24 protein-coding genes are annotated in these 23,640 nt (G+C 59.2%); 8 read left to right on the top strand and 16 right to left on the bottom strand.

Annotated features, from left to right (window positions below):
• Positions 1–16: 16 nt before the first annotated feature.
• The 5 genes from WA225_RS23095 to WA225_RS23075 all read right to left on the bottom strand — a co-directional run bounded on the left by WA225_RS23095 (position 17) and on the right by WA225_RS23075 (position 3,258).
• Entirely contained in the window at positions 17–325 is a 309-nt protein-coding gene (locus WA225_RS23095) for an antibiotic biosynthesis monooxygenase family protein (RefSeq protein WP_422609771.1), read from the bottom strand.
• Positions 326–346: 21 nt separating this feature from the next.
• Positions 347–1,330 (bottom strand): zinc-dependent alcohol dehydrogenase family protein, encoded by a 984-nt coding sequence (locus tag WA225_RS23090; protein WP_422609770.1) that lies wholly within the window; start codon positions 1,328–1,330, stop codon positions 347–349.
• 61 nt (positions 1,331–1,391) lie between these two features.
• Positions 1,392–1,694 (bottom strand): ArsR/SmtB family transcription factor, encoded by a 303-nt coding sequence (locus tag WA225_RS23085; protein WP_422609769.1) that lies wholly within the window; start codon positions 1,692–1,694, stop codon positions 1,392–1,394.
• Positions 1,695–1,885: 191 nt separating this feature from the next.
• Entirely contained in the window at positions 1,886–2,719 is an 834-nt protein-coding gene (locus WA225_RS23080) for an AraC family transcriptional regulator (protein ID WP_422609768.1), read from the bottom strand.
• Positions 2,720–2,754: 35 nt separating this feature from the next.
• Positions 2,755–3,258: a VOC family protein gene (locus tag WA225_RS23075; RefSeq protein ID WP_422609767.1), complete on the bottom strand. Its 504-nt coding sequence runs from the start codon at positions 3,256–3,258 to the stop codon at positions 2,755–2,757.
• A gap of 313 nt (positions 3,259–3,571) precedes the next feature.
• Between WA225_RS23075 and WA225_RS23070 the strand changes: the two genes are divergently transcribed.
• A complete protein-coding gene (locus WA225_RS23070) occupies positions 3,572–3,823 on the top strand; it encodes a transmembrane sensor/regulator PpyR (RefSeq protein ID WP_283436137.1) in 252 nt (83 codons plus the stop codon).
• A 165-nt stretch (positions 3,824–3,988) separates the two neighbouring features.
• On the opposite strand, the gene WA225_RS23065 is transcribed toward WA225_RS23070, so the two are convergent.
• The 3 genes from WA225_RS23065 to WA225_RS23055 all read right to left on the bottom strand — a co-directional run bounded on the left by WA225_RS23065 (position 3,989) and on the right by WA225_RS23055 (position 6,075).
• Positions 3,989–4,657: a class I SAM-dependent methyltransferase gene (locus WA225_RS23065; protein WP_422609766.1), complete on the bottom strand. Its 669-nt coding sequence runs from the start codon at positions 4,655–4,657 to the stop codon at positions 3,989–3,991.
• Between the two features lie 130 nt (positions 4,658–4,787).
• The gene (locus tag WA225_RS23060) at positions 4,788–5,561 is read right to left on the bottom strand and encodes a carboxymuconolactone decarboxylase family protein (protein WP_422609765.1); all 774 of its coding nucleotides are present in this window, start codon (positions 5,559–5,561) and stop codon (positions 4,788–4,790) included.
• Between the two features lie 148 nt (positions 5,562–5,709).
• The gene (locus WA225_RS23055; RefSeq protein ID WP_422609764.1) at positions 5,710–6,075 is read right to left on the bottom strand and encodes a DUF6124 family protein; all 366 of its coding nucleotides are present in this window, start codon (positions 6,073–6,075) and stop codon (positions 5,710–5,712) included.
• A 561-nt stretch (positions 6,076–6,636) separates the two neighbouring features.
• On the opposite strand from WA225_RS23055, the gene WA225_RS23050 reads away from it, so the two are divergent.
• Genes WA225_RS23050 through WA225_RS23040 form a run of 3 tightly spaced genes read left to right on the top strand, consistent with a single transcriptional unit; the run spans position 6,637 to position 7,629 of the window.
• Positions 6,637–6,783: a hypothetical protein gene (locus WA225_RS23050; RefSeq protein ID WP_163004822.1), complete on the top strand. Its 147-nt coding sequence runs from the start codon at positions 6,637–6,639 to the stop codon at positions 6,781–6,783.
• 6 nt (positions 6,784–6,789) lie between these two features.
• The gene (locus WA225_RS23045) at positions 6,790–7,209 is read left to right on the top strand and encodes a type II toxin-antitoxin system YafO family toxin (RefSeq protein ID WP_422609763.1); all 420 of its coding nucleotides are present in this window, start codon (positions 6,790–6,792) and stop codon (positions 7,207–7,209) included.
• Between the two features lie 27 nt (positions 7,210–7,236).
• Positions 7,237–7,629, top strand: a complete 393-nt coding sequence (locus WA225_RS23040) for a GFA family protein (RefSeq protein WP_422609762.1) — start codon at positions 7,237–7,239, stop codon at positions 7,627–7,629.
• Positions 7,630–7,974: 345 nt separating this feature from the next.
• Here WA225_RS23040 and WA225_RS23035 read toward each other — a convergent pair whose 3' ends face one another.
• Positions 7,975–8,805 carry an alpha/beta fold hydrolase gene (locus tag WA225_RS23035; protein WP_422609761.1) on the bottom strand — a complete coding sequence of 277 codons (831 nt, stop codon included), beginning with the start codon at positions 8,803–8,805 and terminating at the stop codon, positions 7,975–7,977.
• A 266-nt stretch (positions 8,806–9,071) separates the two neighbouring features.
• Between WA225_RS23035 and WA225_RS23030 the strand changes: the two genes are divergently transcribed.
• The 4 genes from WA225_RS23030 to WA225_RS23015 are packed head-to-tail and all read left to right on the top strand — an operon-like array spanning position 9,072 to position 13,313.
• Positions 9,072–9,527 (top strand): (2Fe-2S)-binding protein, encoded by a 456-nt coding sequence (locus WA225_RS23030; protein ID WP_003224136.1) that lies wholly within the window; start codon positions 9,072–9,074, stop codon positions 9,525–9,527.
• A gap of 22 nt (positions 9,528–9,549) precedes the next feature.
• Entirely contained in the window at positions 9,550–11,712 is a 2,163-nt protein-coding gene (locus tag WA225_RS23025; RefSeq protein ID WP_422609760.1) for a molybdopterin cofactor-binding domain-containing protein, read from the top strand.
• Between the two features lies 1 nt (position 11,713).
• Positions 11,714–12,292 carry a hypothetical protein gene (locus tag WA225_RS23020; protein ID WP_422609759.1) on the top strand — a complete coding sequence of 193 codons (579 nt, stop codon included), beginning with the start codon at positions 11,714–11,716 and terminating at the stop codon, positions 12,290–12,292.
• A 55-nt stretch (positions 12,293–12,347) separates the two neighbouring features.
• On the top strand, positions 12,348–13,313 hold the full coding sequence (locus tag WA225_RS23015; protein WP_422609758.1) for a diguanylate cyclase domain-containing protein: 966 nt from the start codon (positions 12,348–12,350) through the stop codon (positions 13,311–13,313).
• Between the two features lie 262 nt (positions 13,314–13,575).
• Here the strand turns inward: WA225_RS23015 and fabI are convergent, their stop codons facing one another.
• The 7 genes from fabI to WA225_RS22980 all read right to left on the bottom strand — a co-directional run bounded on the left by fabI (position 13,576) and on the right by WA225_RS22980 (position 23,549).
• Positions 13,576–14,370 carry an enoyl-ACP reductase FabI gene (gene fabI / locus WA225_RS23010; RefSeq protein WP_007910591.1) on the bottom strand — a complete coding sequence of 265 codons (795 nt, stop codon included), beginning with the start codon at positions 14,368–14,370 and terminating at the stop codon, positions 13,576–13,578.
• 19 nt (positions 14,371–14,389) lie between these two features.
• The gene (locus tag WA225_RS23005) at positions 14,390–16,000 is read right to left on the bottom strand and encodes an ABC transporter ATP-binding protein (protein ID WP_422609757.1); all 1,611 of its coding nucleotides are present in this window, start codon (positions 15,998–16,000) and stop codon (positions 14,390–14,392) included.
• A 1-nt stretch (position 16,001) separates the two neighbouring features.
• The gene (locus WA225_RS23000) at positions 16,002–17,021 is read right to left on the bottom strand and encodes an ABC transporter permease (protein WP_064587187.1); all 1,020 of its coding nucleotides are present in this window, start codon (positions 17,019–17,021) and stop codon (positions 16,002–16,004) included.
• A 1-nt stretch (position 17,022) separates the two neighbouring features.
• Complete coding sequence (locus WA225_RS22995) at positions 17,023–18,096, bottom strand: microcin C ABC transporter permease YejB (RefSeq protein ID WP_008088514.1); 1,074 nt, start codon at positions 18,094–18,096, stop codon at positions 17,023–17,025.
• A gap of 4 nt (positions 18,097–18,100) precedes the next feature.
• Positions 18,101–19,942, bottom strand: coding sequence for an extracellular solute-binding protein (locus tag WA225_RS22990; RefSeq protein ID WP_422609756.1), 1,842 nt, complete (start codon positions 19,940–19,942; stop codon positions 18,101–18,103).
• Positions 19,939–21,771, bottom strand: a complete 1,833-nt coding sequence (locus WA225_RS22985) for an extracellular solute-binding protein (RefSeq protein WP_422609755.1) — start codon at positions 21,769–21,771, stop codon at positions 19,939–19,941. Before WA225_RS22985 ends, WA225_RS22990 begins: the two co-directional genes overlap by 4 nt.
• 314 nt (positions 21,772–22,085) lie before the next feature.
• Positions 22,086–23,549 carry a transglycosylase SLT domain-containing protein gene (locus WA225_RS22980; RefSeq protein ID WP_422609754.1) on the bottom strand — a complete coding sequence of 488 codons (1,464 nt, stop codon included), beginning with the start codon at positions 23,547–23,549 and terminating at the stop codon, positions 22,086–22,088.
• Positions 23,550–23,640 lie beyond the last annotated feature (91 nt).

Genomic DNA, 23,640 nt, shown 5'->3' with positions numbered 1-23,640 from the left:
GCGTCGCTGCCGCAGATTAGTCGAACGGCTGCTGAAAGGCGCCGCCCTCAATGTGATACACCTTTGGCTCTTCGGAAAAATATTCCTCCAGACCCAGCATGAACAGCCGATGGTCTTCACTCGCTTCAAACCCCGGCGTGTGATCCTCAAGTGATTGCCAGCGCACAATCAAATTGAACACCTCAGGCGTTTCGATCCCTTGCGCGAGCATGTGGCCGCCGTAACCCTGTGCGCGCATGAGCAGTGGCTCGACCTCGGCAAATGCCTGCCGGAAGGCTTCGGTTTTCCCTGTGTGCACGGGCAGTAAAGCGATCTCATAAATCATGGTGATCTCCTTGCGCTGAGTTCAGCGATTGGCGAGTTCTGGCGACGGTACGACAGCAATCGCGATTTTGCCTTGAACGCCGTTGTTGGGCGTCTCCAGCCGGGCATGGGCGAGGCCGATGTCGGCCAGCGAATAGACCGCGCCAACGTGTGGGCGCAACTGACCGTTTGCGATCAATGCGCTCAGCTCATCGAGCTTGCCGCGGTTCTGTCGGGTGAACACGAAGTGATAGCTGGCGTTCTTGCCCCAGGCCTGAATCAGGTTTTGTGGCCGGGCAAGGTCGACAATCGACACCACGCGGCCAAGCTGTGCGAGCGCGTCGGGACTGCGCGACAGGGTGTCGCCGCCGATGGTGTCGAACACCACATCGACGCCGCTCCCGTCGGTTTCGCGCAGGATCGCTTCGACGTAATCTTCCTTCTCATAGTCGATCAGCACATCGGCGCCCATGCGCTGGGCGAACTCGAAATTGCCTTCACGCACCGTGGTGAAGACCTTCGCGCCAATGGCTTTGGCCAACTGGATCGCAACATGGCCGACGCCGCCTGCACCGCCGTGGATCAGAATGCTTTCGCCGACTCTGAGCGCGGCTCGCACGACCAATGCTTCCCACGCGGTCCCGCCGACCAGGCTCAGGCTGGCCGCTTCGAGATGACTCAACGCGGGCGGCTTCTTGCCGACAATGCTTTGCGCCGCAACGTGGTACTCGGCATAACTCCCCGGACCGTCGAATATTTGCGGGGTGTACCAGACTTCGTCGCCCGGTACGAAGGCGGTCACCCCCGGGCCGACGGCTTCGACAACGCCGGAGACGTCGTGCCCGGTAATGGCGGGGAGGGGCACCAGATCGGCATAGTCGCCACGGCGCACCTGGTAATCCAGCGGATTGATGGAGGTGGCGTGCACCCGTACCAGCACTTCGCCCGCTTGTGGCACTGGCTTGGGCACGTCACACAGTTCGAACGATTGCGCGCCGCCAAATGATGTAAGGATCATCGCTTTCATTGCATTGCCTCGTTTCGGTAAAAAGGGATATCGGGAAATATCGATATCATGGGGTAAAAAATTACAGCTCGCTGCCGATGATCTCGGCCAGCGCACTAATCGCTACTTCGTTGCGTTTGTAATAAGTCCACTGGCCGATGCGCCTGACTTCGACCAGGCCCGCGCGTTGCAGCGTCGCCAGATAGTCAGACACCGTCGACTGCGACAGCCCGACGCCTTCCTGAATACTGCTGACGCAAACGCCCACGGTGTGCACGTCACCCTCATCCTGCGGAGGAAAGTGTTTCTCGGGATCCTTCAAGCCTTTGAGGATTTCCAGGCGTGTGCGGTTCGAGAGGGCTTTGAAGATTTCGAGTAGTTCCATGCCGCGAAGATATCGGAATTTACCGATATGTCAATATCTGAAAGTCATGGCCAGAGTTGTGTCATCTGACCCAGTGGGAGCGAGCTTGCTCGCGAAGGCGGTGTATCAGTCGACGAATGAACTGACTGAACCAACGCATTCGCGAGCAAGCTCGCTCCCACAGGGGACAGTGTTGAGTTTCAGATGAGGTGTCAGCCGCGATACTGGCCGGGTGTTGCCGCCAGATGTTGCTTGAACGCTCGCTGAAAATGCGCCTGATCGGCAAACCCGGCCTCAAGCGCTACATCGGCAATCAACTGCCCGCCGCGCAAACGCTCGCGGGCAAACTGGATACGCTGGTTAACTAAAAACGCGTGGGGCGTCATGCCGTAATGCTGTTTGAAAGCGCGGATCAGATACGACGGTGACAGCTGTGCCGCCGCGCAGATGTCGTCGAGGTTGAGCACCTCGGTGCAGTGCGCGCGGATGAAACCGGCCGCGCGTTCAAGTTTGAAATTCGGTTCGCGCAACGACGGCCCGGCAGGGTTGAGGCGCAGTTGCAGGTCGCTGAAGAATTCCACTGCCGCGCTTTGTTTACTCAGCACATCCTGTTGTTCGTCGACCAGCACGTCGTAAAGCGCCATCAGGCCGCGAAACAAATCGGCATCCTGCAAGTGCGTGTCCGAAAACCGCCGAAACTCGAGCTCGGCACTGAACCCCAACTGATGCTGCAAATCCCTCAGCCAAGGCGTCTCGACATACAGCATCACATAAGACCACGGCTGATCATCGATCGGATTGCAGGCGTGAACATCGCCGGGATTCATCAGCACCACCGTCCCCGTGGCCACTTCGAACTGCGCCTGTTCATGCACATACGTGCTGCGCCCGGCGGTGATTGCGCCAATGGAAAAGTGCGCATGGGAATGCCGGGCATAGCAGACCTCGCGGCCATCGGCGATGGCCCGTGCTTCAATGAATGGCAGCGCCGCGTCGCGCCAGAAGCGCGGGGCTTTTTCAGGGTTTTTGGCGGCAGCGTGTTTCATCGTTGTCATTCCCGGCAGGCCAGTGCGCCAGTGTATTAGCTCTGGCCGGCAAAGGCCCGTTCGAGTTCGGCAATGTCGAGTTTTTTCATCGTGAACATGGCCTGCATCGCGCGCTGCGATTTGCTGGTGTCGGCATCCAGCATCATGTGCATGAACGCCACCGGGACGATCTGCCATGACACCCCAAACTTGTCCTTGAGCCAGCCGCATTGCTGGGCTTCGACAGGGCCGCCCTCGGACAGATTGCCCCAGAAATGGTCGACTTCTTCTTGATTCTGACAATTGACCTGAAACGAAATCGCCTCGCTGAATTTGAACATCGGCCCACCGTTGAGCCCGGTAAAAGTCTGGCCATCGAGCTCGAAACTGACGGTCATCACCGCACCTTCCGGCTTGCCGTGAAATTCCTGGCCGACCTTGCTGTAGTGGGTCAGGCCGGTGATTTTCGAATGATCGAAGATCGCGCAATAGAACTTCGCGGCGGCTTCGGCCTGATCATCGAACCACAGGCACGGGGTGAGTTTTTGAAAGCGTTGCATGGCAGTCGTCCTCGGCAGGTTAGACACGCAGGATTAACAGCGTAGTCAGTCCTTGGTCGATTGCCGGTGCCGTAGATCGACAATTGCCGAGCATTGGAAATCCTGACGATGGAGACACCGAGCCGCAGACCGGCTTTTCCTTGCGTGCCTTGCTGTAGTCGTAATGACAAGGTTTCAGGTCGAATTGACTATTTCAGGTTTGTGTCAAATTGACTCGCTATCGTGCAACTAACTGATTCTATTGAATTGAAAATCTGGCACGAGACTTGATGTACTCAACTTACCTAAACGAACCGCTCAGGAGTACGCCACCATGCTCACTTTCTTCGAAAGCCCGCTGAACGTTCTGCACCTGTCGAGCAAAATCCTCGTCGCCGGTCTGCTCATGCTGCTGGCCGGCATCTACGGCGCGTATCTCTACAACGGCCACATGCCGATTGCGCTGCTGGTGGCGATGCATGCCCTGACCATCCTTGGCCCGACCCTGATCAAGATCGGCTACGTCATGCGCCTGCTGGCGCAGTACCGCATCCGTGGTCCGCAGATGATCCCGCAAACCGCATAGAGCCCACAGGTTTCTGTGGTGCCCACAAATTCCGGGAACAACTGAAATCACTGTGGGAGCGGGCTTGCCAGCGATGGCGGCGGGTCTGGCAACATTGATGTTGAAAGTTACGGCCTCATCGCTGGCAAGCCAGCTCCCACAATGAGGGGTGGTGTTTCTGAAATTTCAGCGGCGCTCAGCCACTATCAGCAACGACTGCGGCAGCGGACTTTGCGGGTGTTGTGGTTCTTGCAAGCCAGCCAATTGATAGCCAGCCATATCGAGTGCATTAAGCCAACTCGACAACGTACGGAAATACCACGGCATCGGCTGCCACTGGCCCTTGAACCCGGCGAACGATTCTTCGCGCCAGCCATCCTGATAATCGCCTGCCGCGACGGCCCATGGATGCAGCGTCTGAATGACTAAAACCCCGCGGGGAACAAGCAGCGTATTGATCGCCGCAAGCAGCGGGATGATGTCCTGATGCAGCAAAGAGAAGTTGGCGCAGATCAGGTCGTAGTCGCTGCCGATGTCGACCTTCGCCTCGACCAGGGCTTCATAACTGGCGAGATGCACCCGCGCCGCCCCCGCCAGCCGCGCGGCCTCGACCAGCCGCGCATCGCCATCCACGCCGACGGCATCAATCCCGCGATCCGCCAGCGCCCGCAACAACCAGCCTTCACCGCAGCCGAGGTCGAGCACACGCTGCGGCTGCCGGCCCATGATCGCCAACAAAATCGCTTGATCGGTCACCTGCTGACGGCTTTCGATGGCACCGCTGCGGATCACGTCGATCCAGGCATCAGCGTTGTCGTGCCAGCTCTGCAAAAGGCTGGATTCGGGGGAGGGCATGGCGGTGTCCCGACTTCTGAAAAACCACAGTATGGACGCTGATCGCAAGCGAGGGCTTGTAGATCAGCGTACCCAACACAACTCCGAACGCCGATGTTTTTGAGAAATCGATATCAAGTCCATTTTCCGGTCATTTTTTTGAAGCCGTCAAAGCCTCTTTGAGCGCTGCATTTGCACGTTCGGCGGTTTGCGCATCACCGTGCTTTTTCAGCAGCTCAGTGACCTCGGCCAACTGTGCCGCGCTGAGCCCGACGCGCAGGCTCGCCGCCATATGCGCGCGCAATTGCGGTTCCACGCCCGGCGTCGCTGCCAGCGCCCCGACAGTCGCCAGTTCACGGCTTTGCCAGTCGAGGTTGTCGCGCTCGAAAATGTCGCCGAACAGATGGGTTTGCAGGAACCGGTTGATCACCGGGGCGAACTCGAACACCGGGCCTTTGACCGGGGCGCCGGAGATCCTGGTTTGATTCGCCGTGCCCGCGACCAGCAACTCATCCCCGACCGGAATCGCCCGGTTCGGCTCGCGTCCCGGCGCATCTTCGATGCCGCGTTGTTTGCGTGCCTGCACCACCGTCATCAGCTCGTTCAAGGCATTGAGGCTGCGCGGGAAACCCACGTAAGCGTAGAGCTGCACGAGAATTTCCCGGGTTTCGCTGATGGTCAGGCCGGCGTCGAGTGCCTGGTTGAGCGCCGAGTTGAGGTTGGGCATGTCGCTGGTCGCCATGAACGCGGCAATCAGTGGAATCGTCTGTTGTTTGCTCGACAGGGCTTGTGCGGTGCTTTGCGCAGTAGTCATGGATTTCGGTGCCTCGGCTGCTTGGGTGGTAAGGCTGAACATCGCTCCAACGCTGAGGCAGAGCGTCATGAGTGCGGGGAGGGCAGCGCTGCTGCGTGTGTCAGTGGCCATCGTGAAGGGCTCCCGTTGTACGTGGGGAGAACAGTAAGCGAGGTGACCGGCGGGGACTAGACGGGTAAATCGGGATGGCTTGATGAGTTCTGTTCATCAATCGACGGAATGAGTGAAGGGGTAACCCTGCACTCATTCCTTTGGGTGACTACTGTGGTACGCGCAGCTTGTCCAGCAGTCGATTGACCAACAGCTCGTTCAGCATGATCACCTGTTGCAGCGCCAGCAGCGGTTTGCGCTCCGGGCCGCCTATCGAGTTGGCGATGTTGCCGGCCATGGAGTGGGCGTATGACAGCGACTCACAGGCTTCGACCAATAGGGTTTCGTCATCCAGCGTGGGGTCGACAATATAGACGGGGCGAAACTTGGGCGAGTTTGGCGGGGCCGCGAGGTCTTCGGGTTTGAGGTAGTAGTCGAGGGCGCGGTCGGTTGCCTCTTTGAGCTTTTGCGGGTTGAGCGCTGGGTCGTGAGGGATTGGATCGGTGGGTGGCGGATTTGGCGTGATCTTGAACATAGATAAAGCTCCAATTTGAAAAAATGGGAGCCATCACCCTCGCTACCAAACGGCGGGTGGCGGCCATGCGCGGGTTGGTAGACCGGTCAAATTGGGTAACCCGGCGCTCACGGATGAGCCCCACGCATGCCCACCATACAAAGCCATACCTCAAAAAAAGGAGACAGCATCGACGGTGTCGCAACAACGACAATTTAAAGCGGGCTACCAAACCCGATCACTGTTTTGCAGTGACAGGCAAACGATATAGCCCGGCCCATAGCCGTGTAAGCCGGCGGATTCTGGCGTACGCGTAGGTAACGGCGCAAGGTGTTGTAGGGAGGATGGCGTAACGGATTGTGTGCTTTAAACGCGATTACCGGATGACGTTTACTAAGGGGCATTGCCGAGCAATGAGATCTAAATTCAGGAGTTTTACGGACTACAATTTTGGGTGTAATGACCTACAGATCTGCAAGAATCCGCCGACTTGTCTGCCTTGAAACAAGATCCTATCGTTTGCCGGTCAAAACTTAATCACTTAAGCTGGTCAGCATGAATACACATCCTTCGGAGGCTCCGATGGCCACCACCAGAAAGACCGACAAACCCAACAAAAAGGAAGTCCGTGATGAGCTGACTTTCCTTGATGTTCGGCAAGCCGCGCGTGATGGGCAGAAAGTGTTCGATAAATTTGTGATCACTGGCAGGCTACCTATTACAAAGTAGGCCTGAATGCCAGCCATCAAGATTTCTGCGCTTTTTGAACAAATCACTAACTGGCAAAACTTTGCTGCACATTTTTATAACTACAAGGTGTGCGGTGAGTTACCCGGAATTTTCGGGCGGGACGAACGACTCGATCTGTCCGATATGCACCATATTCACCTTGCCAGTACTTCGTCACTGCAAGCTCGATGGGCAAAAATCAATCGTCAGTATTACCGCACTGTATTGGTTGAAGATGCTGATAATGACTTTTGGCTGATCTATGCCTATGACGCGTTTCGGGATGAATATTTGTTGCTGACCGTCACTGGCCCGGATGCGCATAACCGAAGCGAGTGGGGCTCATTTCTGCGCAGTGTGCATTGCCAGATTGTTGAGCCTTGGACGCTGGGCAGGATTACCTTTCCCGATTTGGACGATCTGTAATTTGAGGTCGAGCATAGGAGGTGTGACATGGACCGATTGACCGGCGGATGCCTATGCGGCGATGTCCGTTTCGAAGTGACAGGGCAGCCTTACCGGGTGGGCATCTGCCACTGCCTCGATTGCCGCAAGCGCCACGGCGCGCTGTTCGGCACCTCGGCCATATTCCCCGAGGATGCGTTGAAGGTCACTGGCGAAATGCGCGACTACAACGGGCGCTTTTTCTGCCCGCGCTGCGGCTCACCGGTGTACACGCGTTCGGCAGATGAAGTGGAGGTCAACGTCGGATCGCTCGATGAGCCTAATCAGTTCAAACCTACTTACGAACTCTGGACTATTCGCCGCGAGTCGTGGCTGCCGGCGTTGCCCCTGGCTCACCACTATGAACGTGATCGTGAAAGCATGGGACGCACGGAGGAGTAATTGCAGGCCACAGCCGACTTTTGTGGGAGATAGCCTGCTAGGAATTAGGTCTGCACAGCCAATATCTTCATTGAATGAGCCACCGTAATCGCCAGCAGGCTGGCTCCCACAATAGATTGGCGTGGGTCAAAAAATCAGGCATTGACACACATCATTGTGGGAGCTGGCTTGCCAGCGATAGCGGTGGGTCAGGCAACAAGGATGTTGAATGTGCCGCCCCCTTCGCTGGCAAGCCAGCTCCCACAGGAATTGAGGTGGGTTGAGGATTTTTGGTGTGACAAATAGCTAATAGGGGAGCCAGCAGGCTGGCTGCCACAGAGGCAAGTGTCAGGCGCCGTTACATTTTCAGCCGCGAATAAAGGCCAGCAGATCCGCGTTAATCGTCTCCGCCTCCGTCGTCGGCATCCCGTGCGGGAATCCCGGATACGATTTCAGCGTGCCATTGGGCAGCAATTTCGCCGACAACGGCCCCGAGTTCGCATACGGCACAATCTGATCATCCTCACCATGCATCACCAGCACCGGCACGGTGACCTTCTTCAAATCCTCAGTAAAATCCGTCTGCGAAAACGCCACGATCCCGTCGTAATGCGCCTTCGCCCCACCAATCATCCCTTGGCGCCACCAGTTGGCAATAATCCCCTCCGATGGCGTGGCGCCCGGCCGGTTGTATCCATAAAACGGCCCGCTCGGAATGTCCCGATAAAACTGCGCGCGATTCGCCGCCAAATTCGCCTGAAACTCGTCGAAAACCGATTTCGGCAGCCCACCCGGATTGCTCTCGGTCTGCACCATCAACGGTGGCACCGCACTGATCAGCACGCCTTTGGCCACATTGTCCTGGCCATGCCGGGCGATGTAATGAATCACCTCACCACCACCGGTCGAATGCCCGACATGCACGACGTTCTTCAGACCCAAATGATTGACCACGGCCAGCGTATCGTCGGCGTAATGATCCATATCGTGGCCATCCCAGACCTGACTCGAACGCCCGTGCCCACGGCGATCATGGGCAACCACGCGGAAGCCTTTGCCGAGAAAAAACAGCATCTGCGCATCCCAATCGTCGGAACTGAGCGGCCAGCCGTGGTGGAAGTGGATCACCGGCGCGTCTTTCGGGCCCCAGTCCTTGTAGAAAATCTCGACGCCGTCTTTGCTGGTGACAAATCCCATGTTCGCTACTCCAGACCAATCTGATGGATAACCCGCGGGGTAATCGCGGACCGGTTTCGCTCATGACGAGTTTTCTAATGTGCAGGCTCGGTGAGAGCCGTTATCAACTGTAGGATTAAAGTCGACATCTGCATGACCGGTGGTCGCAACGTCTGGCTTGAAGCGCAAATTAGGCTTTGCTGAAAGGGATAAGCCGAGGCGCGCGTAGGCATTGATGGCCACAGCGGCGCCCCTTCAGAACACCGTGAGTCTGAGGAATTTCCCCGATGCTGACCTTGAATATCAATGGCAAGGATCAGGAGCTCGATGTCCCTGCGGACATGCCGTTGCTCTGGGTTCTGCGCGATGTCGCGCACCTGACCGGTACCAAATTCGGCTGTGGCATGGCCCAGTGCGGGGCCTGCACCGTGCACGTTGACGGCGCGCCATTGCGCGCCTGCATCACGCCCGCAACCGCCGTAGCCCACGGCCAGAAAATCCTCACCATCGAAGGCTTGTCCACCGACGGCTCGCACCCGGTGCAACAAGCCTGGGCCGAACTCGATGTGGTGCAGTGCGGTTACTGCCAGTCGGGGCAGATCATGTCTGCGGCGGCACTGCTGGCGAAGATCCCGAAACCCACCGACAGCGATATCGATCAGGCGCTCTCCGGCAATATTTGCCGTTGCGGCACCTATCCCCGGATCCGCGCAGCGGTGAAGCGCGCATCGGAAATCGGCTGATTCAATCTGTGGGAGATCGGTGATGAACAGTCCTGTATCGCGTCGGGGTTTTCTCAAGGGCAGCGCCGTGTTGGGCGGCGGGCTGGTGGTGGCATTTGTCGTCCCCGGCGGCCACAAGTTTGCCTATGCGGCCGAGAATGAAGGCAAGGTCTTTGCGCCGAATGCGTTTTTGCGGATTGCGGCGGACAACAGTGTGACGGTGCTGCTCGGGCATTCGGAAATGGGCCAAGGCATCTGGACCGGCCTGACCATGTTGATTGCCGAAGAACTGGACGCGGACTGGTCGAAGATCCGCGTCGAGCACTCGCCGGCGTCAGCGGCGGATTACGGCATGCCGGGGTTTGGCGGCATGCAGATTACCGGCGGCTCGACGTCGACGTGGATGGAGTTTGACCGCTATCGCCTGGCAGGCGCGACCGCGCGGCAAATGCTGGTGGAAGCGGCGGCGAAGCGTTTTGAGGTAGCCCCTTCGGCGATTCGCACCGAGTCGGGCGTGGTGATCGCCGGCGACAAACGTGCGACGTACGGCGAGTTGGCAGATGCCGCCGGGCAATTGCCGGTGCCGGATCCGAAGTCGATCATCTTCAAGGAGGCCAAAGACTGGAAAGTCATCGGCAAACCGACCAAACGCCTCGACACCCCGGAGAAAATTACCGGTCGCGCCAAGTTCGGCATGGACGTGCAGTTTGAGGGTTTGATGACCGCAATGGTCGCGCGCCCACCGGTATTCGGTGCCAGCGTTAAATCCTTCGAAGGCGCTGAGGCACTGGCAGTGCCCGGCGTACACAAGGTGGTGCAAGTGCCGACGGGCGTGGCGGTGATTGCCGAGCATTACTGGGCGGCGAAACTGGGGCGGGATGCGCTTAAGGTCGATTGGGATCTGGGGCCGAATGCAGACCTGAGCAGCGAGAAACTGCTGGAAAGCTTCCGCAAACTGGCCGCCACGCAAGGCACCTCAGCGAGTCAGGCCGGCGATGCCAAGGGCAGTTTCGGCAAAGCGGCGAAGAAGATCGACGTCGAATACAGCGTGCCGTATCTGGCTCATGCGCCGATGGAGCCGCTCAACTGCACGGTGAAAATCAGCGCCGAGAAATGCGAAATCTGGACCGGTACGCAGTTTCAGACGCTCGATCAAATGGTTGCCGGCAAGATCACCGGGTTGAAGCCGGAGCAGGTCGAGATCCACACCGAATTCCTCGGTGGCGGTTTCGGGCGCCGCGCCAACCCGACGTCAGACTTTGTCGCCGAGGCGGTGCAAGTGGCCAAAGCCGCCGCGATGCCGGTGAAAACCGTATGGTCGCGTGAGGATGACATTCGCGGCGGTTATTACCGTTCGATGTTTCTGCATCAGGCGAAAATCGGTTTGGGCGCGGATGGTTTGCCGTCGAGTTGGCAGCACATGCTGGTCGGGCAGTCGATCATGACTGGCACGTTGATGGAAGCGACGATGGTCAAGAACGGCATCGACCCGACCTCGGTCGAAGGCGTGGCCGACAGCCCGTATGTCAAAGGCCTGGCCAATCACCAGGTCGATCTGCATTCGCCGCAAACCGGCATCAATGTGTTGTGGCTGCGCTCGGTGGGCCATAGCCATACCGGTTTTGTCATGGAATCGCTGATCGATGAAATGGCCACGGCGGCGGGCAAGGATCCGGTGGAGTACCGACGAACCTTGCTCAAGGATCATCCTCGGCATTTGGGCGTGCTCAATCTGGCGGTGGAAAAGGCTAACTGGAAAGCACCATTGCCGGATGGCCATGCGCTGGGCGTGGCGGTGCACGAGTCATTTGGCAGTTACGTGGCGCAGGTCGCCGAAGTGTCGCAGGACAATCTGGCGATTCGTGTGCATCGCGTGGTTTGTGCGGTTGACTGCGGGATTGCGGTGAATCCGCAGAGCATCGCTGCGCAGATGGAGTCGTGCATCACCTTCGGTCTGGGCATGGCGCTGCACAGCAAACTGACGCTCAAGGACGGCGCGGTGGTGCAGTCCAACTATCACGATTATCAGGTGCTGCGGCTCAACGAGATGCCGGTGGTCGAAGTGCACATCGTTCCGAGCAGCGACAAACCCGGCGGCATCGGCGAGGCCGGTGTGCCGCCGACCGCGCCGGCGGTGGCCAACGCGGTGTTCGCCCTGACCGGGCAACGTCTGCGCGAGTTGCCGTTGCAACTGTCGGGGGTGTGAGATGAAACGACATCTGTTGTTGGGCACGGTGGTTTTGCTGGGTCTGGGTGGCTATGCCTCGGACCTGTTTGCCGATGATCAGGAAGCGCTGAAGGCGTTCGGCATGGTGCAGAAAGTCTTCCAGAGTCCGCGCTGCCAGAACTGTCACATTCCCGGTGATTCGCCATTGCAGTTTGACGCCGGCATTCCCCACGCCATGAATGTGATGCGCGGCATGGACGGCAAGGGTGCCGCCGGTTTGCCCTGTGCAACCTGCCATGCGGAAAACAATCCGCCGGCCAGTTATGGCCCGCATGCACCACCGGGTGCGCCGCACTGGAGCCTGCCGCCAGCGTCGCACAAAATGGCCTGGATCGGCCTTCCGCCAGACAAGCTCTGCGCGATGATCAAGGACCGCTCGAGCAACGGCGATCGCGACTTTGCCGCGCTGCTCAAACACGTCAGCGAAGACAAACTGGTGCTGTGGGGCTGGAATCCCGGGGTAGGGCGCGCGCCGGTGCCAGTGCCGCACGATATTTTTGTCGCACAGTTCAAGCTGTGGGCCGATGCCGGCGGGCCGTGTCCGGTGGCGCAAATGTGAGCCATTGCCAAATTAGCGCTACGCTTGAAAGCATTGTTGCCAATGGAGTGTGCTGATGCTGGTTCCAGGAAAACCCGCCAATGAAGCGGCGCGAATTCAAGCGCTGCACGGTCTCGAGCTGCTCGATTCCGCCCCTGAGGAGCGTTTCGACCGACTGACTCGGCTGGCGAAACGCCTGTTCAATGTGCCAATTGCACTGGTGACGCTGGTCGACACCAATCGGCAGTGGTTCAAGTCCTGCGTGGGCCTGGATGCCACTGAAACGCCAAGGGATGTCTCGTTCTGCGGTCATGCGATTCTTAACGACGGCCTGCTGTTGGTGCCGGACGCCCGCGAGGATGTGCGCTTCCATGACAATCCGCTGGTGACTGGCGCGCCGAACATTCGCTTCTACGCCGGCTACCCGCTGACCGTGCCCAACGGCAACAAAATGGGCACGCTGTGCCTGATCGACACCAGGCCCCGCGAGCTCGATGATGAAGAGCGCGCGTTATTGCGCGATCTGGCGGAAATGGCCGAACAAGAGCTGACCGCCGTGCAGATGGCGAGCATGGACGAGCTGACGTTGCTGTCCAATCGTCGCGGCTTCAAGCAACTGGCGCAGCATGCGCTGGACGCGTGCGCCCGGCTGGAGCGGCCGGCGACGTTGCTGTTTTTTGACCTGAATGATTTCAAGCAGATCAATGATCTGTATGGGCATGCCGAGGGTGACAGTGCGCTGAAGACCTTTGCCGATGTGCTGCGCATTGCCTTTCGTGAGAGTGACGTGGTCGGGCGCTTGGGCGGGGATGAGTTTGTCGCGCTGCTGACGGGGTCTAGCCACATCGAAACCAACGCGATCATGGCGCGGCTCAAGGAGATCCTTGAAGAGCGTAATGCGACGTTGCACCGGGGTTATGCGATTCGCTTCAGTGTTGGGCAGATTGAATATGACGCCAAACGCCATGAGACCGTGGATCGGCTGTTGGCGGATGCCGATAGTGCGATGTATGTGCACAAGCAGGCCTTGAAGCGTTGTTGATTCGGGCCCCATCGCTGGCAAGTCGAATCGTCGCACCGCAGCTCCCACAGGTCTCTCGGGTGTTCACAAAGTCCCGATTCACTGCAGATCCCTGTGGGAGCTGGCTTGCCAGCGATGGCGTCCGCACATTCAACATCTTCATCGGCTGACCCACCGCTATCGCGAGCACGCTCACTCCTACGGGGGATTTGTGGTGTTGCGGGAATTTTGGGCATAAAAAAACCCGCCAGATCGGCGGGTTTTTTTATGGGCTAAGCGAAGATCACTCTTCGATGTTGCCCATGGCGGTGGTGTTGAAACCGCCGTCGACGTACATGATTTCACCGCTGATGCCCGACGCCAGGTCGGAGCACAGGAAGGCGCCGGCGTTGCCGACTTCGTCGATGGTGACGTTGCGACGCAGCGGGGTTTGCGCTTCGTTGGCGGCCAGCATTTTACGGAAGTTCTTGATGCCCGACGCTGCCAGGGTACGGATCGGACCAGCCGATACGCAGTTGACGCGGGTGCCGTCCGGGCCCAGGGAGCCGGCCAGGTAACGCACGCCAGCTTCCAGCGAAGCCTTGGCCATGCCCATCACGTTGTAGTTCGGCATGGTGCGCTCGGCGCCCAGGTACGACAGGGTCAGCAGGCTGCCGTTGCGGCCTTTCATCATTTCGCGGCCGGCTTTGGCCAGGGCCACGAAGCTGTAGGCGCTGATGTCGTGAGCGATGCGGAAACCGTCACGGGTGGTGGCTTCGGTGAAGTCGCCGTCCAGTTGGTCGCCCGGGGCGAAACCAACGGAGTGGACGATGCAGTCCAGGCCGTCCCACTTCTTGCTCAGTGCTTCGAAGACCTTGGCGATTTCTTCATCGCTGGCCACGTCGCACGGGAAGCACAGCTCAGGGCTCGAACCCCAGCCCTGAGCGAACTCTTCAACACGACCTTTCAGTTTGTCGTTCTGATAAGTGAAGGCAAGCTCAGCGCCCTCGCGATGCATGGCGGCAGCGATGCCGGATGCGATGGACAGCTTGCTGGCGACACCGACGATCAGTACGCGCTTACCGGCGAGAAAACCCATGTGTTGCTCCTCTTTCAGGTTATTGCGCAGTGGCTGGTGCCAAAAAAGCGGCTTCCAGCAACTGCTGTGTATACGGATGTTGGGGGGCGGCAAAAATACTTTGCGCATCTCCCTGTTCGACCACTTGGCCATGCTTGACCACCATCAACTGGTGGCTCAGCGCTTTGACGACAGCCAGGTCATGGCTGATAAACAAATACGTCAGGTTGTACTTGGCTTGCAGTGAACGCAACAGCTCCACCACTTGCCGCTGCACCGTGCGGTCGAGCGCCGAAGTCGGCTCGTCCAGCAGGATCAGCGCCGGTTTCAGCACCAAAGCCCGGGCAATGGCGATTCGTTGCCGTTGCCCACCGGAAAATTCGTGGGGGTAGCGGTGCCGGGTTTCCGGATCCAGACCTACCTCCTTCAATGCCGCAATAATCGCCGCCTGTTGTTCCTCGGCGGTGCCCATCTTGTGAATCCGCAGGCCTTCGCCAACGATATCGCTGACACACATGCGCGGGCTCAGGCTGCCAAACGGGTCCTGAAACACCACCTGCATCTCCCGACGCAACGGGCGAACCTCGTTCTGCGTCAGGCAGTCTAGCTGTTTGCCTTCAAAGCGGATCGCGCCTTTGCTGCCAATCAGCCGCAAAATCGCCAGCCCCAGCGTGGATTTACCGGAACCGCTTTCGCCGACAATCCCCAGGGTCTGACCCTGAGGCAGGCTGAAATTGATGCCGTCCACTGCCTTGACGTGATCCACCGTACGCTTGAGCAGGCCTTTCTTGATCGGGAACCAGACTTTCAGGTCCTCGACCTCAAGCAGCGGCGGCCCGATTTTATTGCTCGCCGGGCCTCCGCTGGGCTCCGCGCCGAGCAATTCCCGAGTGTACGGATGCTGCGGCGAACGGAACAGCTCTTCGCACGATGCCTGTTCGACGATGCAACCGCGCTGCATGACACATACGCGATGCGCAATTCTTCGCACCAGGTTCAAATCGTGACTGATCAGTAACAGCGACATGCCCAATCTGGCCTGCAATTCCTTGAGCAAATCGAGGATTTTCAGCTGAACGGTCACGTCCAGCGCCGTGGTCGGCTCATCGGCAATCAACAATTCCGGCTCGTTGGCCAGGGCCATGGCGATCATCACCCGTTGGCGCTGGCCGCCGGACAATTCATGGGGCAGGGCCTTGAGGCGCTTGTGCGGCTCGGGGATACCGACCATCTCCAGCAGCTCCAGCGTGCGCTTGGTCGCGACTTTGCCGGTCAAACCCTTGTGGATGCCGAGGACCTCGTTGATCTGCTTCTCGATCGAGTGCAGCGGGTTCAGCGAAGTCATCGGCTCCTGAAAGATCATCGCGATGCGGTTGCCGCGAATGTGGCGAATAGTCTTTTCGCTCAGACCCAGCAGGTTTTGCCCGGCATAGTTGATGCTGCCGGCCGGATGGCGGGCCATCGGGTAGGGCAGCAGGCGCAGGATCGAATGCGCGGTCACCGATTTGCCCGAACCGGATTCGCCGACCAGCGCCAGGGTTTCGCCACGCTTGATGTCGAAGCTCACGCCTTCAACGACCCGGTGCACACGCTCGCCGAAACCGAATTCGACGGCGAGGTCACGCACTTCGATCAGATTGTCCTGATTCATTTCACTTCCTCGGGTCGAAGGCATCGCGAGCGGACTCGCCGATAAACACCAGCAAACTCAACATCAACGCCAGCACGGCGAAGGCACTCATGCCCAGCCACGGCGCTTGCAGGTTGGATTTGCCCTGGGCGACCAGTTCACCCAGCGACGGACTGCCGGCCGGCAAGCCGAAACCGAGGAAGTCCAGCGCGGTGAGGGTGCCGATGGCGCCGGTGAGGATGAACGGCATGAAGGTCATGGTCGAGACCATCGCATTGGGCAGGATGTGGCGGAACATGATCGCGCCGTTCTGCATGCCCAGAGCCCGGGCGGCGCGCACGTATTCAAGGTTGCGGCCGCGGAGGAACTCGGCGCGCACCACGTCGACCAGGCTCATCCACGAGAACAGCAGCATGATCCCCAGCAGCCACCAGAAATTCGGCTGGACGAAACTGGCCAGAATAATCAGCAAGTACAGCACCGGCAGCCCCGACCAGATCTCCAGAAAACGCTGCCCGGCCAAGTCGACCCAGCCGCCATAGAAGCCCTGCAACGCACCGGCAATCACGCCGATGATCGAACTCAACACGGTCAGTGTCAGCGCGAACAGCACGGAAATGCGGAAACCGTAAATCACCCGCGCCAGCACATCGCGACCTTGATCGTCAGTGCCGAGCAGATTGTCCGCCGAGGGTGGCGCCGGCGCCGGGACTTTCAGGTCGTAGTTGATGCTCTGGTAGCTGTAGGGGATCGGCGCCCACAACACCCAGGCATCCTTGGCCTTGAGCAGTTCGCGGATGTACGGGCTCTTGTAGTTGGCTTCCAGCGGGAATTCGCCGCCGAAGGTGGTTTCCGGGTAGCGCTTGATCGCCGGGAAGTACCAGTTGTTGTCGTAATGCACCACCAGCGGCTTGTCGTTGGCGATCAGTTCGGCACCGAGGCTCAGCCCGAACAGGATCAGAAACAGCCACAGCGACCACCAGCCACGCTTGTTGGCCTTGAACAGTTCGAAGCGGCGGCGGTTGAGAGGGGACAGGTTCATCTCAATGCTCCCGGCTTTCGAAGTCGATGCGCGGATCGACCAGGGTGTAGGTGAGGTCGCCGATCAGTTTCACCACCAGCCCGAGCAGGGTGAAGATGAACAGGGTGCCGAACACCACCGGGTAGTCGCGGTTGATCGCCGCTTCGAAACTCATCAGGCCGAGGCCGTCGAGGGAGAAGATCACTTCCACCAGCAGGGAGCCTGTGAAGAAGATGCCGATGAACGCCGACGGAAACCCGGCAATCACCAGCAGCATGGCGTTGCGGAACACGTGGCCATAGAGCACACGATGGCGGGTCAGGCCTTTGGCTTTGGCGGTGACCACGTATTGTTTGTTGATTTCGTCGAGGAAGCTGTTTTTGGTCAGCAGGGTCATGGTCGCGAAGTTGCCGATCACCAGCGCGGTCACCGGCAGCGCCAGATGCCAGAAGTAATCGAGGATCTTGCCGCCGAAACTCAGCTCATCGAAGTTGTTCGAGGTCAGGCCTCTCAGCGGGAACCAGTCGAGATAACTGCCGCCGGCAAACACCACGATCAGCAGGATCGCGAAGAGGAACGCCGGGATCGCATAACCAACGATGATCGCCGAACTGGTCCACACATCGAAGTGGCTGCCGTGTCGCGTGGCCTTGGCGATCCCCAGCGGGATCGACACCAGGTACATGATCAGCGTGCTCCACAGCCCCAGTGAGATCGATACCGGCATCTTTTCCTTGATCAGGTCGATGACCTTGGCGTCACGGAAGAAGCTGTCACCGAAATCCAGCTTCGCGTAGTTCTTGACCATGATCCACAGACGTTCCGGGGCCGACTTGTCGAACCCGTACATGTGCTCGATTTCCTTGATCAGCGCCGGGTCCAGACCTTGCGCGCCGCGATACGACGAGCCGGCCACCGACACCTCGGCACCGCCGCCGGCAATGCGGCTGGTGGCGCCCTCGAAGCCTTCGAGCTTGGCGATCATCTGTTCCACCGGACCGCCGGGCGCGGCCTGAATGATCACGAAGTTGATCAGCAGAATGCCGAACAGGGTCGGGATGATCAGCAGCAGTCGCCGAAAAATGTACGCCAGCATCTGATTACTCCGTGCCCACAGGGTCGGTTTGCAGTTTGGTTTCGACTTCTATCGCCGGTTTCGCGTCAGGCTTGACCCACCAGGTGTTGATGCCGATGTCGTATTTGGGTGAGACCTTCGGGTGACCGATGTGATTCCAGTAAGCCACGCGCCAGGTCTTGATGTGCCAGTTGGGGATCACGTAGTAGCCCCATTGCAGCACACGATCCAGCGCACGGGCGTGGGCCACCAGGCTTTTGCGCGAGTCGGCGTTGATCAGGTCTTCCACCAGTTGATCGACGATCGGGTCTTTCAAACCCAAAGTGTTGCGGCTGCTCGGTTTATCGGCAGCGGCGCTCATCCAGTATTCGCGTTGTTCATTGCCCGGCGAATTGGACTGCGGGAAGCTGCCGACCATCATGTCGAAGTCCCGCGAGCGTACCCGGTTGATGTACTGCGAAACGTCGACCCGGCGGATCACCAGATCGATGCCGAGGTCGCTGAGGTTGCGCTTGAACGGCAGCAATACGCGTTCGAATTCGGTCTGCGCCAAGAGAAACTCGATGACCACCGGTTTGCCGGTGGCGTCGACCATTTTGTCGTCGACGATCTTCCAGCCAGCCTCTTGCAGCAGTTGGTAGGCCTCGCGCTGCTGGGTGCGGATCATGCCGCTGGCGTCGGTCTTGGGGTTTTCGAAGGCTTCGCTGAATACCTGCGCCGGCAGCTTGCTGCGAAACGGCTCGAGGATCGCCAGTTGATCGGCATCGGGCAGGCCGGTGGCGGCCATTTCCGAGTTTTCGAAATAGCTGCGAGTGCGGAAGTAGGCAGCGTTGAACAGTTGCTTGTTGGTCCATTCGAAATCGAACAGCAGACCGAGCGCCTGACGCACGCGCACGTCCTGAAACAGCGGACGGCGAAGGTTGTAGACGAAACCCTGCATGCCGGTCGGGTTGCTGTTGGCGATCTGTTCCTTGATCAGGCGACCTTCGGTGACCGCCGGGATGTTGTAGGCGTTAGCCCAGTTTTTTGCGGTCATTTCCAGCCAGTAATCGAATTGTCCGGCCTTCAGCGCCTCAAGGGCGACGGTGTTGTCGCGGTAGTAATCGGTGGTCATCGTGTCGAAGTTGTAGAAGCCACGATTGACCGGCAGGTCTTTGCCCCAGTAGTCCTTGACCCGCTCGTAGCGCACCGAACGGCCGGCCTTCACTTGGGCGACCTTGTACGGGCCGCTGCCCAGCGGAATTTCCAGATTGCCCTTGCTGAAGTCGCGATCGGCCCACCAGTGTTTCGGCAGCACTGGCAATTGGCCGAGGATCAGCGGCAACTCGCGGTTGTTGGTGTGCTTGAACTTGAACAGCACCTTCAGCGGGTCTTCGGCGATCACCTCAGACACATCGCTGTAGTAGCCGCGAAACAGTGGCGAGCCTTCTTTGGTCAGCGTGTTGAAACTGAATACCACGTCGTCGGCGCGCACCGGGTGACCGTCATGAAAACGAGCTTCGGGACGCAGGTAGAAGCGCACCCAACTGTTGTCCGGGGCTTTTTCGATTTTGCCGGCGATCAGGCCGTATTCGGTGAACGGCTCGTCGAGGCTGTGTTTGGTCAGGGTGTCGTAGATTTGCCCGACGTCATCGGCCGGCACGCCTTTGCTGATAAACGGGTTGAGACTGTCGAAGCCACCGAATCCGGCCTGACGGAACACGCCGCCCTTGGGCGCATCGGGGTTGACGTAATCGAACTGCTTGAAATCGGCCGGGTATTTCGGCGGCTCGTTGTACAGAGTCACGGCGTGTTGCGGGGCGGCACAGGCCAGCCCGGCGAACAGCAAGCCGCTGGCCTGGACGAGCAGGGCGCGGATCGGTTTCATTGATCTTTCTCCGAAGACTTCAGCCACCATGCGCTCAGGCCCAGGGTGTAGGGCGGCGTGGTGACGAAGGCCAACCGGTTGCGGTAGGCCAGACGGTGATAATTGAGGTACCAGTTGGGAATGCTGTAATGCTGCCAGAGCAGCACGCGGTCGAGCGCCTTGCCGGCGGCGACTTGTTCGTCGCGGGTGCGCGCGGCGAGCAATTGTTCGAGCAGGTGATCGACCACCGGATTGGCGATGCCCGCGTAATTCTTGCTGCCCTTGACCCCGGCCTGGCTGGAGTGGAAGTACTGCCACTGCTCGAGGCCCGGGCTGAGGGTCTGGTTGAGCGTCATCGAGATCATGTCGAAATCAAATTGATCGAGGCGCTGTTTGTATTGGGCGCGATCCACCGTGCGCAGGCGTGCGTCGATGCCGATGCTGTTGAGGTTTTCGATGTAGGGCTGGTAGAGGCGCTCAAGGTTCGGATTGACCAGCAACAGCTCGAACCGCAGCGGTTGGCCGTCAGCGTTTTGCAGGCGTTGGCCGTTGAGTTTCCAGCCGGCCTCGGCGAGCAGCGCCAGTGCCTTGCGCATGGTTTCCCGGGGGATGCCGCGACCGTCGGTTTGCGGCAACGTGAACGGCTCGGTGAACAACTTGGCCGGTAGTTGTTCCTTGTACGGCTTGAGCATCAGCCATTCATGTCCGACCGGCAGCCCAGAGGTTGTGAATTCACTGTTGGGGTAGTAACTGGTGGTGCGTTTGTAGGCATCGCTGAACAGCGCGCGGTTGGTCCACTCGAAGTCGAACATCAGGCCCAGCGCTTCGCGGGTCTTCACATCGGCGAAGGTGGCGCGGCGGGTGTTCATGAACAGGCCCTGACTCTGGGTCGGGATCTGATGCGGGATCTGCGCCTTGATCACGTCGCCACGGCGTATGGCCGGGAAGTTGTAGCCGTTGGCCCAGTTCTTCGCCTGATGCTCGATGTAGATGTCGAATTCGCCAGCCTTGAACGCTTCGAAGGCGACATCGCTGTCACGGTAAAACTCGACTTCCATGCGATCGAAGTTGTACTTGCCGCGATTGACTGCCAGGTCCTTGCCCCAGTAATCCTTGACCCGTTCGAAGATCAACTGGCGGCCCGGCGTGACCGAGGTGATGCGGTAAGGACCGCTGCCCAGTGGCGGTTCGAAGGTGGTGGCCTTGAAGTCGCGGTCCTTCCAGTAATGCTGCGGCAGCACCGGCAATTCACCCAGGCGCAGGATCAACAGCGGATTGCCCGAGCGCTTGAGCACGAAGCGAATGCGCTGTTTGTTAAGAATGTCGACCCGCAGCACTTCCTGCAGCGCGGTGCGGTACAGCGGATGGCCGTCCTTGAGCAGCGTGCGATAGGAGAACGCAACGTCGTAGGCGGTGATTGGTGTGCCGTCGTGAAAACGCGCCTCGGGACGCAGATTGAACACCACCCAGCTGCGATCTTCGCTGTACTCCACCGATTGCGCGATCAAGCCATAACTCGACGCCGGTTCGTCGCCGGACGGCGAATACTGACCGGTGCCGACCATCAACGGCTCGTTCAGCTCGTTGATGCCGTACTGGAGGAAATTCGGCGTGGTCACCGGGCTGGTGCCCTTGAAGGTGTACGGGTTGACCGTATCGAAGGTGCCGAACGCCATCACCCGCAACGTACCGCCCTTGGGCGCTTGCGGGTTGACCCAGTCGAAATGGGTAAATCTGGCCGGGTACTTGAGCGTGCCGAACTGCGCATAACCGTGACTTTCGGTAATCGTCGCGCTTGCGGTTGAGCTCAAGGCCAGGCTGATCAGGAACAGGAGGAGGGGACGCTTCAAGTCAGATCCGATCCAGGCGGCTTGGGCTTTGTGGGCCGTACAGTAACAGCTTGTCTGGACAGGAAAAAGATGCGGGTTAAAGAGCCCCTCACCCTAACCCTCTCCCGGAGGGAGAGGGGACTGATTGCGGTGTTTGCGAGAGTTGCAACGACGTGCAATACCGAGTCGAACTCGGATTTTGAACAGCACGGAGATCGGCTCCCTTTCCCCCTCTACCCCTTGGGGGAGAGGGCTGGGGTGAGGGGGATGGGTCTAAAGCACACCACAAAAACCTGATCCAAAAAAAAGCCCCCGAAATCTCAGGGGCTCTTCTGTCAGTGCGGCTGATAAACCGTGAGCATCTGCCCAGGCTTGAGTGCCTTGCCCGCACCCGGGTTCCAGCGCTTGAGATGCTGCATCTCAACGTTGAATCGCTTGGCCACGACGTACAGCGTATCGCCGCGCTTGACCTTGTACTGGGTCTGCTGCGCGCTGTCGTCCTTGCCTTTACTCTTGCTGTTCGACGCAATCACCGTATTGACGCGCCCAGACTTGCGTGCCGGCGCGCGCTTGGTGGTGTCTTGCATCACCAGGGTCTGACCAACCTTGAGGTTCTTGCCGGTCAGCTTGTTCCAGCGCTGCAGGTCCTTGACTTCGACCTTGTTGGCCTTGGCAATGGAACCGAGGTTATCGCCACGTTTCACCCGGTAAGCACGCTTGAGCTTGGCCACTTCCGACGGATCGGCGCCTTCGAACACCGGTTTCAGTGAACGCGGGCTGATCAGCTCTTCAGGCCGCATGGTCTGCAAACTGGCGGTCAGCAGTTGCGCCTTCGACGTCGGCACCAGCAAGTGCTGAGGGCCGTCGATGGTGGTGCGTTGCTTGAAGGCCGGGTTGAGCTGGAACAGTTCGTCTTCGTCGATGTTGGCCACCGCCGCGACCTTGGACAGGTCCATGCGCTGGTTGATTTCGACGACCTGGAAGTACGGTTCGTTGGCGATCGGGTTGAGGTTGACCCCGTAGGCTTCCGGCGCCAGGACCACTTGCGACAGTGCCAGCAGCTTCGGCACGTAGGCCTGGGTTTCCGCCGGCAGCGGCAGGTTCCAGTAGTCGGTGGGCAGGCCGAGCTTTTCGTTACGTTCGATCGCGCGGCTGACCGTGCCTTCGCCGGCGTTGTACGCCGCCAGGGCCAGCAGCCAGTCGCCGTTGAACATGTCGTGCAGGCGGGTCAGGTAGTCCATCGCTGCCGTGGTCGAAGCAGTGATATCGCGACGGCCATCATAGAAACGGGTCTGACGCAGGTTGAAGTAACGCCCGGTGGACGGAATGAATTGCCACAGCCCCACTGCATCGGCCCGCGAATAGGCCATCGGGTTGTAGGCGCTTTCAATCACTGGCAGCAGGGCCAGTTCCAGCGGCATGTTGCGTTCTTCGAGGCGTTCGACGATGTAATGGATATAGAGACTGCCGCGTTCGCCGGCGTTCTCGAGGAAAGAGGGATTGCTGGCAAACCACAGGCGCTGTTGCTCGATGCGCGGGTTCACGCCCAGGCCTTCCTGCAGCTGAAAGCCCTGGCGCATGCGTTCCCAGATGTCCTGAGGAACCTGTGGGCTGGGCTTTTCGGTCAGCCAGATCGGCTTCTGCTTGGCTCGCGCAGCAATGTTCGGCGTATGGGTCGCTTCAGTCTGCGGAGCATGGCTGGAACAGCCCGCCAGCGTGGCGGACACAGCCACCGCGATGGCTTGCGCCAGGCGGGTCAATGCGTCTGAATTGACGGACTTACGTATGGATGACGACATTGGCTGGAAGTAAGTTCCGGGCAAAAATGTCGGGCGATTCTAGAAAGCGCACCCCTTGCGGTCAACCATTCAGAATTTTTGTAGCAAGTAG

This window comes from Pseudomonas sp., from assembly GCF_049300855.1.
Taxonomy (GTDB): domain Bacteria; phylum Pseudomonadota; class Gammaproteobacteria; order Pseudomonadales; family Pseudomonadaceae; genus Aquipseudomonas.
This window is presented reverse-complemented; position numbering and strand designations above follow the sequence as displayed.

Coding starts and splice junctions, on each gene's coding strand:
- WA225_RS23095 (WP_422609771.1), bottom strand. CDS start 325: ATGATTTATGAGATCGCTTTACTGCCCGTGCACACAGGGAAAACCGAA.
- WA225_RS23090 (WP_422609770.1), bottom strand. CDS start 1,330: ATGAAAGCGATGATCCTTACATCATTTGGCGGCGCGCAATCGTTCGAA.
- WA225_RS23085 (WP_422609769.1), bottom strand. CDS start 1,694: ATGGAACTACTCGAAATCTTCAAAGCCCTCTCGAACCGCACACGCCTG.
- WA225_RS23080 (WP_422609768.1), bottom strand. CDS start 2,719: ATGAAACACGCTGCCGCCAAAAACCCTGAAAAAGCCCCGCGCTTCTGG.
- WA225_RS23075 (WP_422609767.1), bottom strand. CDS start 3,258: ATGCAACGCTTTCAAAAACTCACCCCGTGCCTGTGGTTCGATGATCAG.
- WA225_RS23070 (WP_283436137.1), top strand. CDS start 3,572: ATGCTCACTTTCTTCGAAAGCCCGCTGAACGTTCTGCACCTGTCGAGC.
- WA225_RS23065 (WP_422609766.1), bottom strand. CDS start 4,657: ATGCCCTCCCCCGAATCCAGCCTTTTGCAGAGCTGGCACGACAACGCT.
- WA225_RS23060 (WP_422609765.1), bottom strand. CDS start 5,561: ATGGCCACTGACACACGCAGCAGCGCTGCCCTCCCCGCACTCATGACG.
- WA225_RS23055 (WP_422609764.1), bottom strand. CDS start 6,075: ATGTTCAAGATCACGCCAAATCCGCCACCCACCGATCCAATCCCTCAC.
- WA225_RS23050 (WP_163004822.1), top strand. CDS start 6,637: ATGGCCACCACCAGAAAGACCGACAAACCCAACAAAAAGGAAGTCCGT.
- WA225_RS23045 (WP_422609763.1), top strand. CDS start 6,790: ATGCCAGCCATCAAGATTTCTGCGCTTTTTGAACAAATCACTAACTGG.
- WA225_RS23040 (WP_422609762.1), top strand. CDS start 7,237: ATGGACCGATTGACCGGCGGATGCCTATGCGGCGATGTCCGTTTCGAA.
- WA225_RS23035 (WP_422609761.1), bottom strand. CDS start 8,805: ATGGGATTTGTCACCAGCAAAGACGGCGTCGAGATTTTCTACAAGGAC.
- WA225_RS23030 (WP_003224136.1), top strand. CDS start 9,072: ATGCTGACCTTGAATATCAATGGCAAGGATCAGGAGCTCGATGTCCCT.
- WA225_RS23025 (WP_422609760.1), top strand. CDS start 9,550: ATGAACAGTCCTGTATCGCGTCGGGGTTTTCTCAAGGGCAGCGCCGTG.
- WA225_RS23020 (WP_422609759.1), top strand. CDS start 11,714: ATGAAACGACATCTGTTGTTGGGCACGGTGGTTTTGCTGGGTCTGGGT.
- WA225_RS23015 (WP_422609758.1), top strand. CDS start 12,348: ATGCTGGTTCCAGGAAAACCCGCCAATGAAGCGGCGCGAATTCAAGCG.
- fabI (WP_007910591.1), bottom strand. CDS start 14,370: ATGGGTTTTCTCGCCGGTAAGCGCGTACTGATCGTCGGTGTCGCCAGC.
- WA225_RS23005 (WP_422609757.1), bottom strand. CDS start 16,000: ATGAATCAGGACAATCTGATCGAAGTGCGTGACCTCGCCGTCGAATTC.
- WA225_RS23000 (WP_064587187.1), bottom strand. CDS start 17,021: ATGAACCTGTCCCCTCTCAACCGCCGCCGCTTCGAACTGTTCAAGGCC.
- WA225_RS22995 (WP_008088514.1), bottom strand. CDS start 18,096: ATGCTGGCGTACATTTTTCGGCGACTGCTGCTGATCATCCCGACCCTG.
- WA225_RS22990 (WP_422609756.1), bottom strand. CDS start 19,942: ATGAAACCGATCCGCGCCCTGCTCGTCCAGGCCAGCGGCTTGCTGTTC.
- WA225_RS22980 (WP_422609754.1), bottom strand. CDS start 23,549: ATGTCGTCATCCATACGTAAGTCCGTCAATTCAGACGCATTGACCCGC.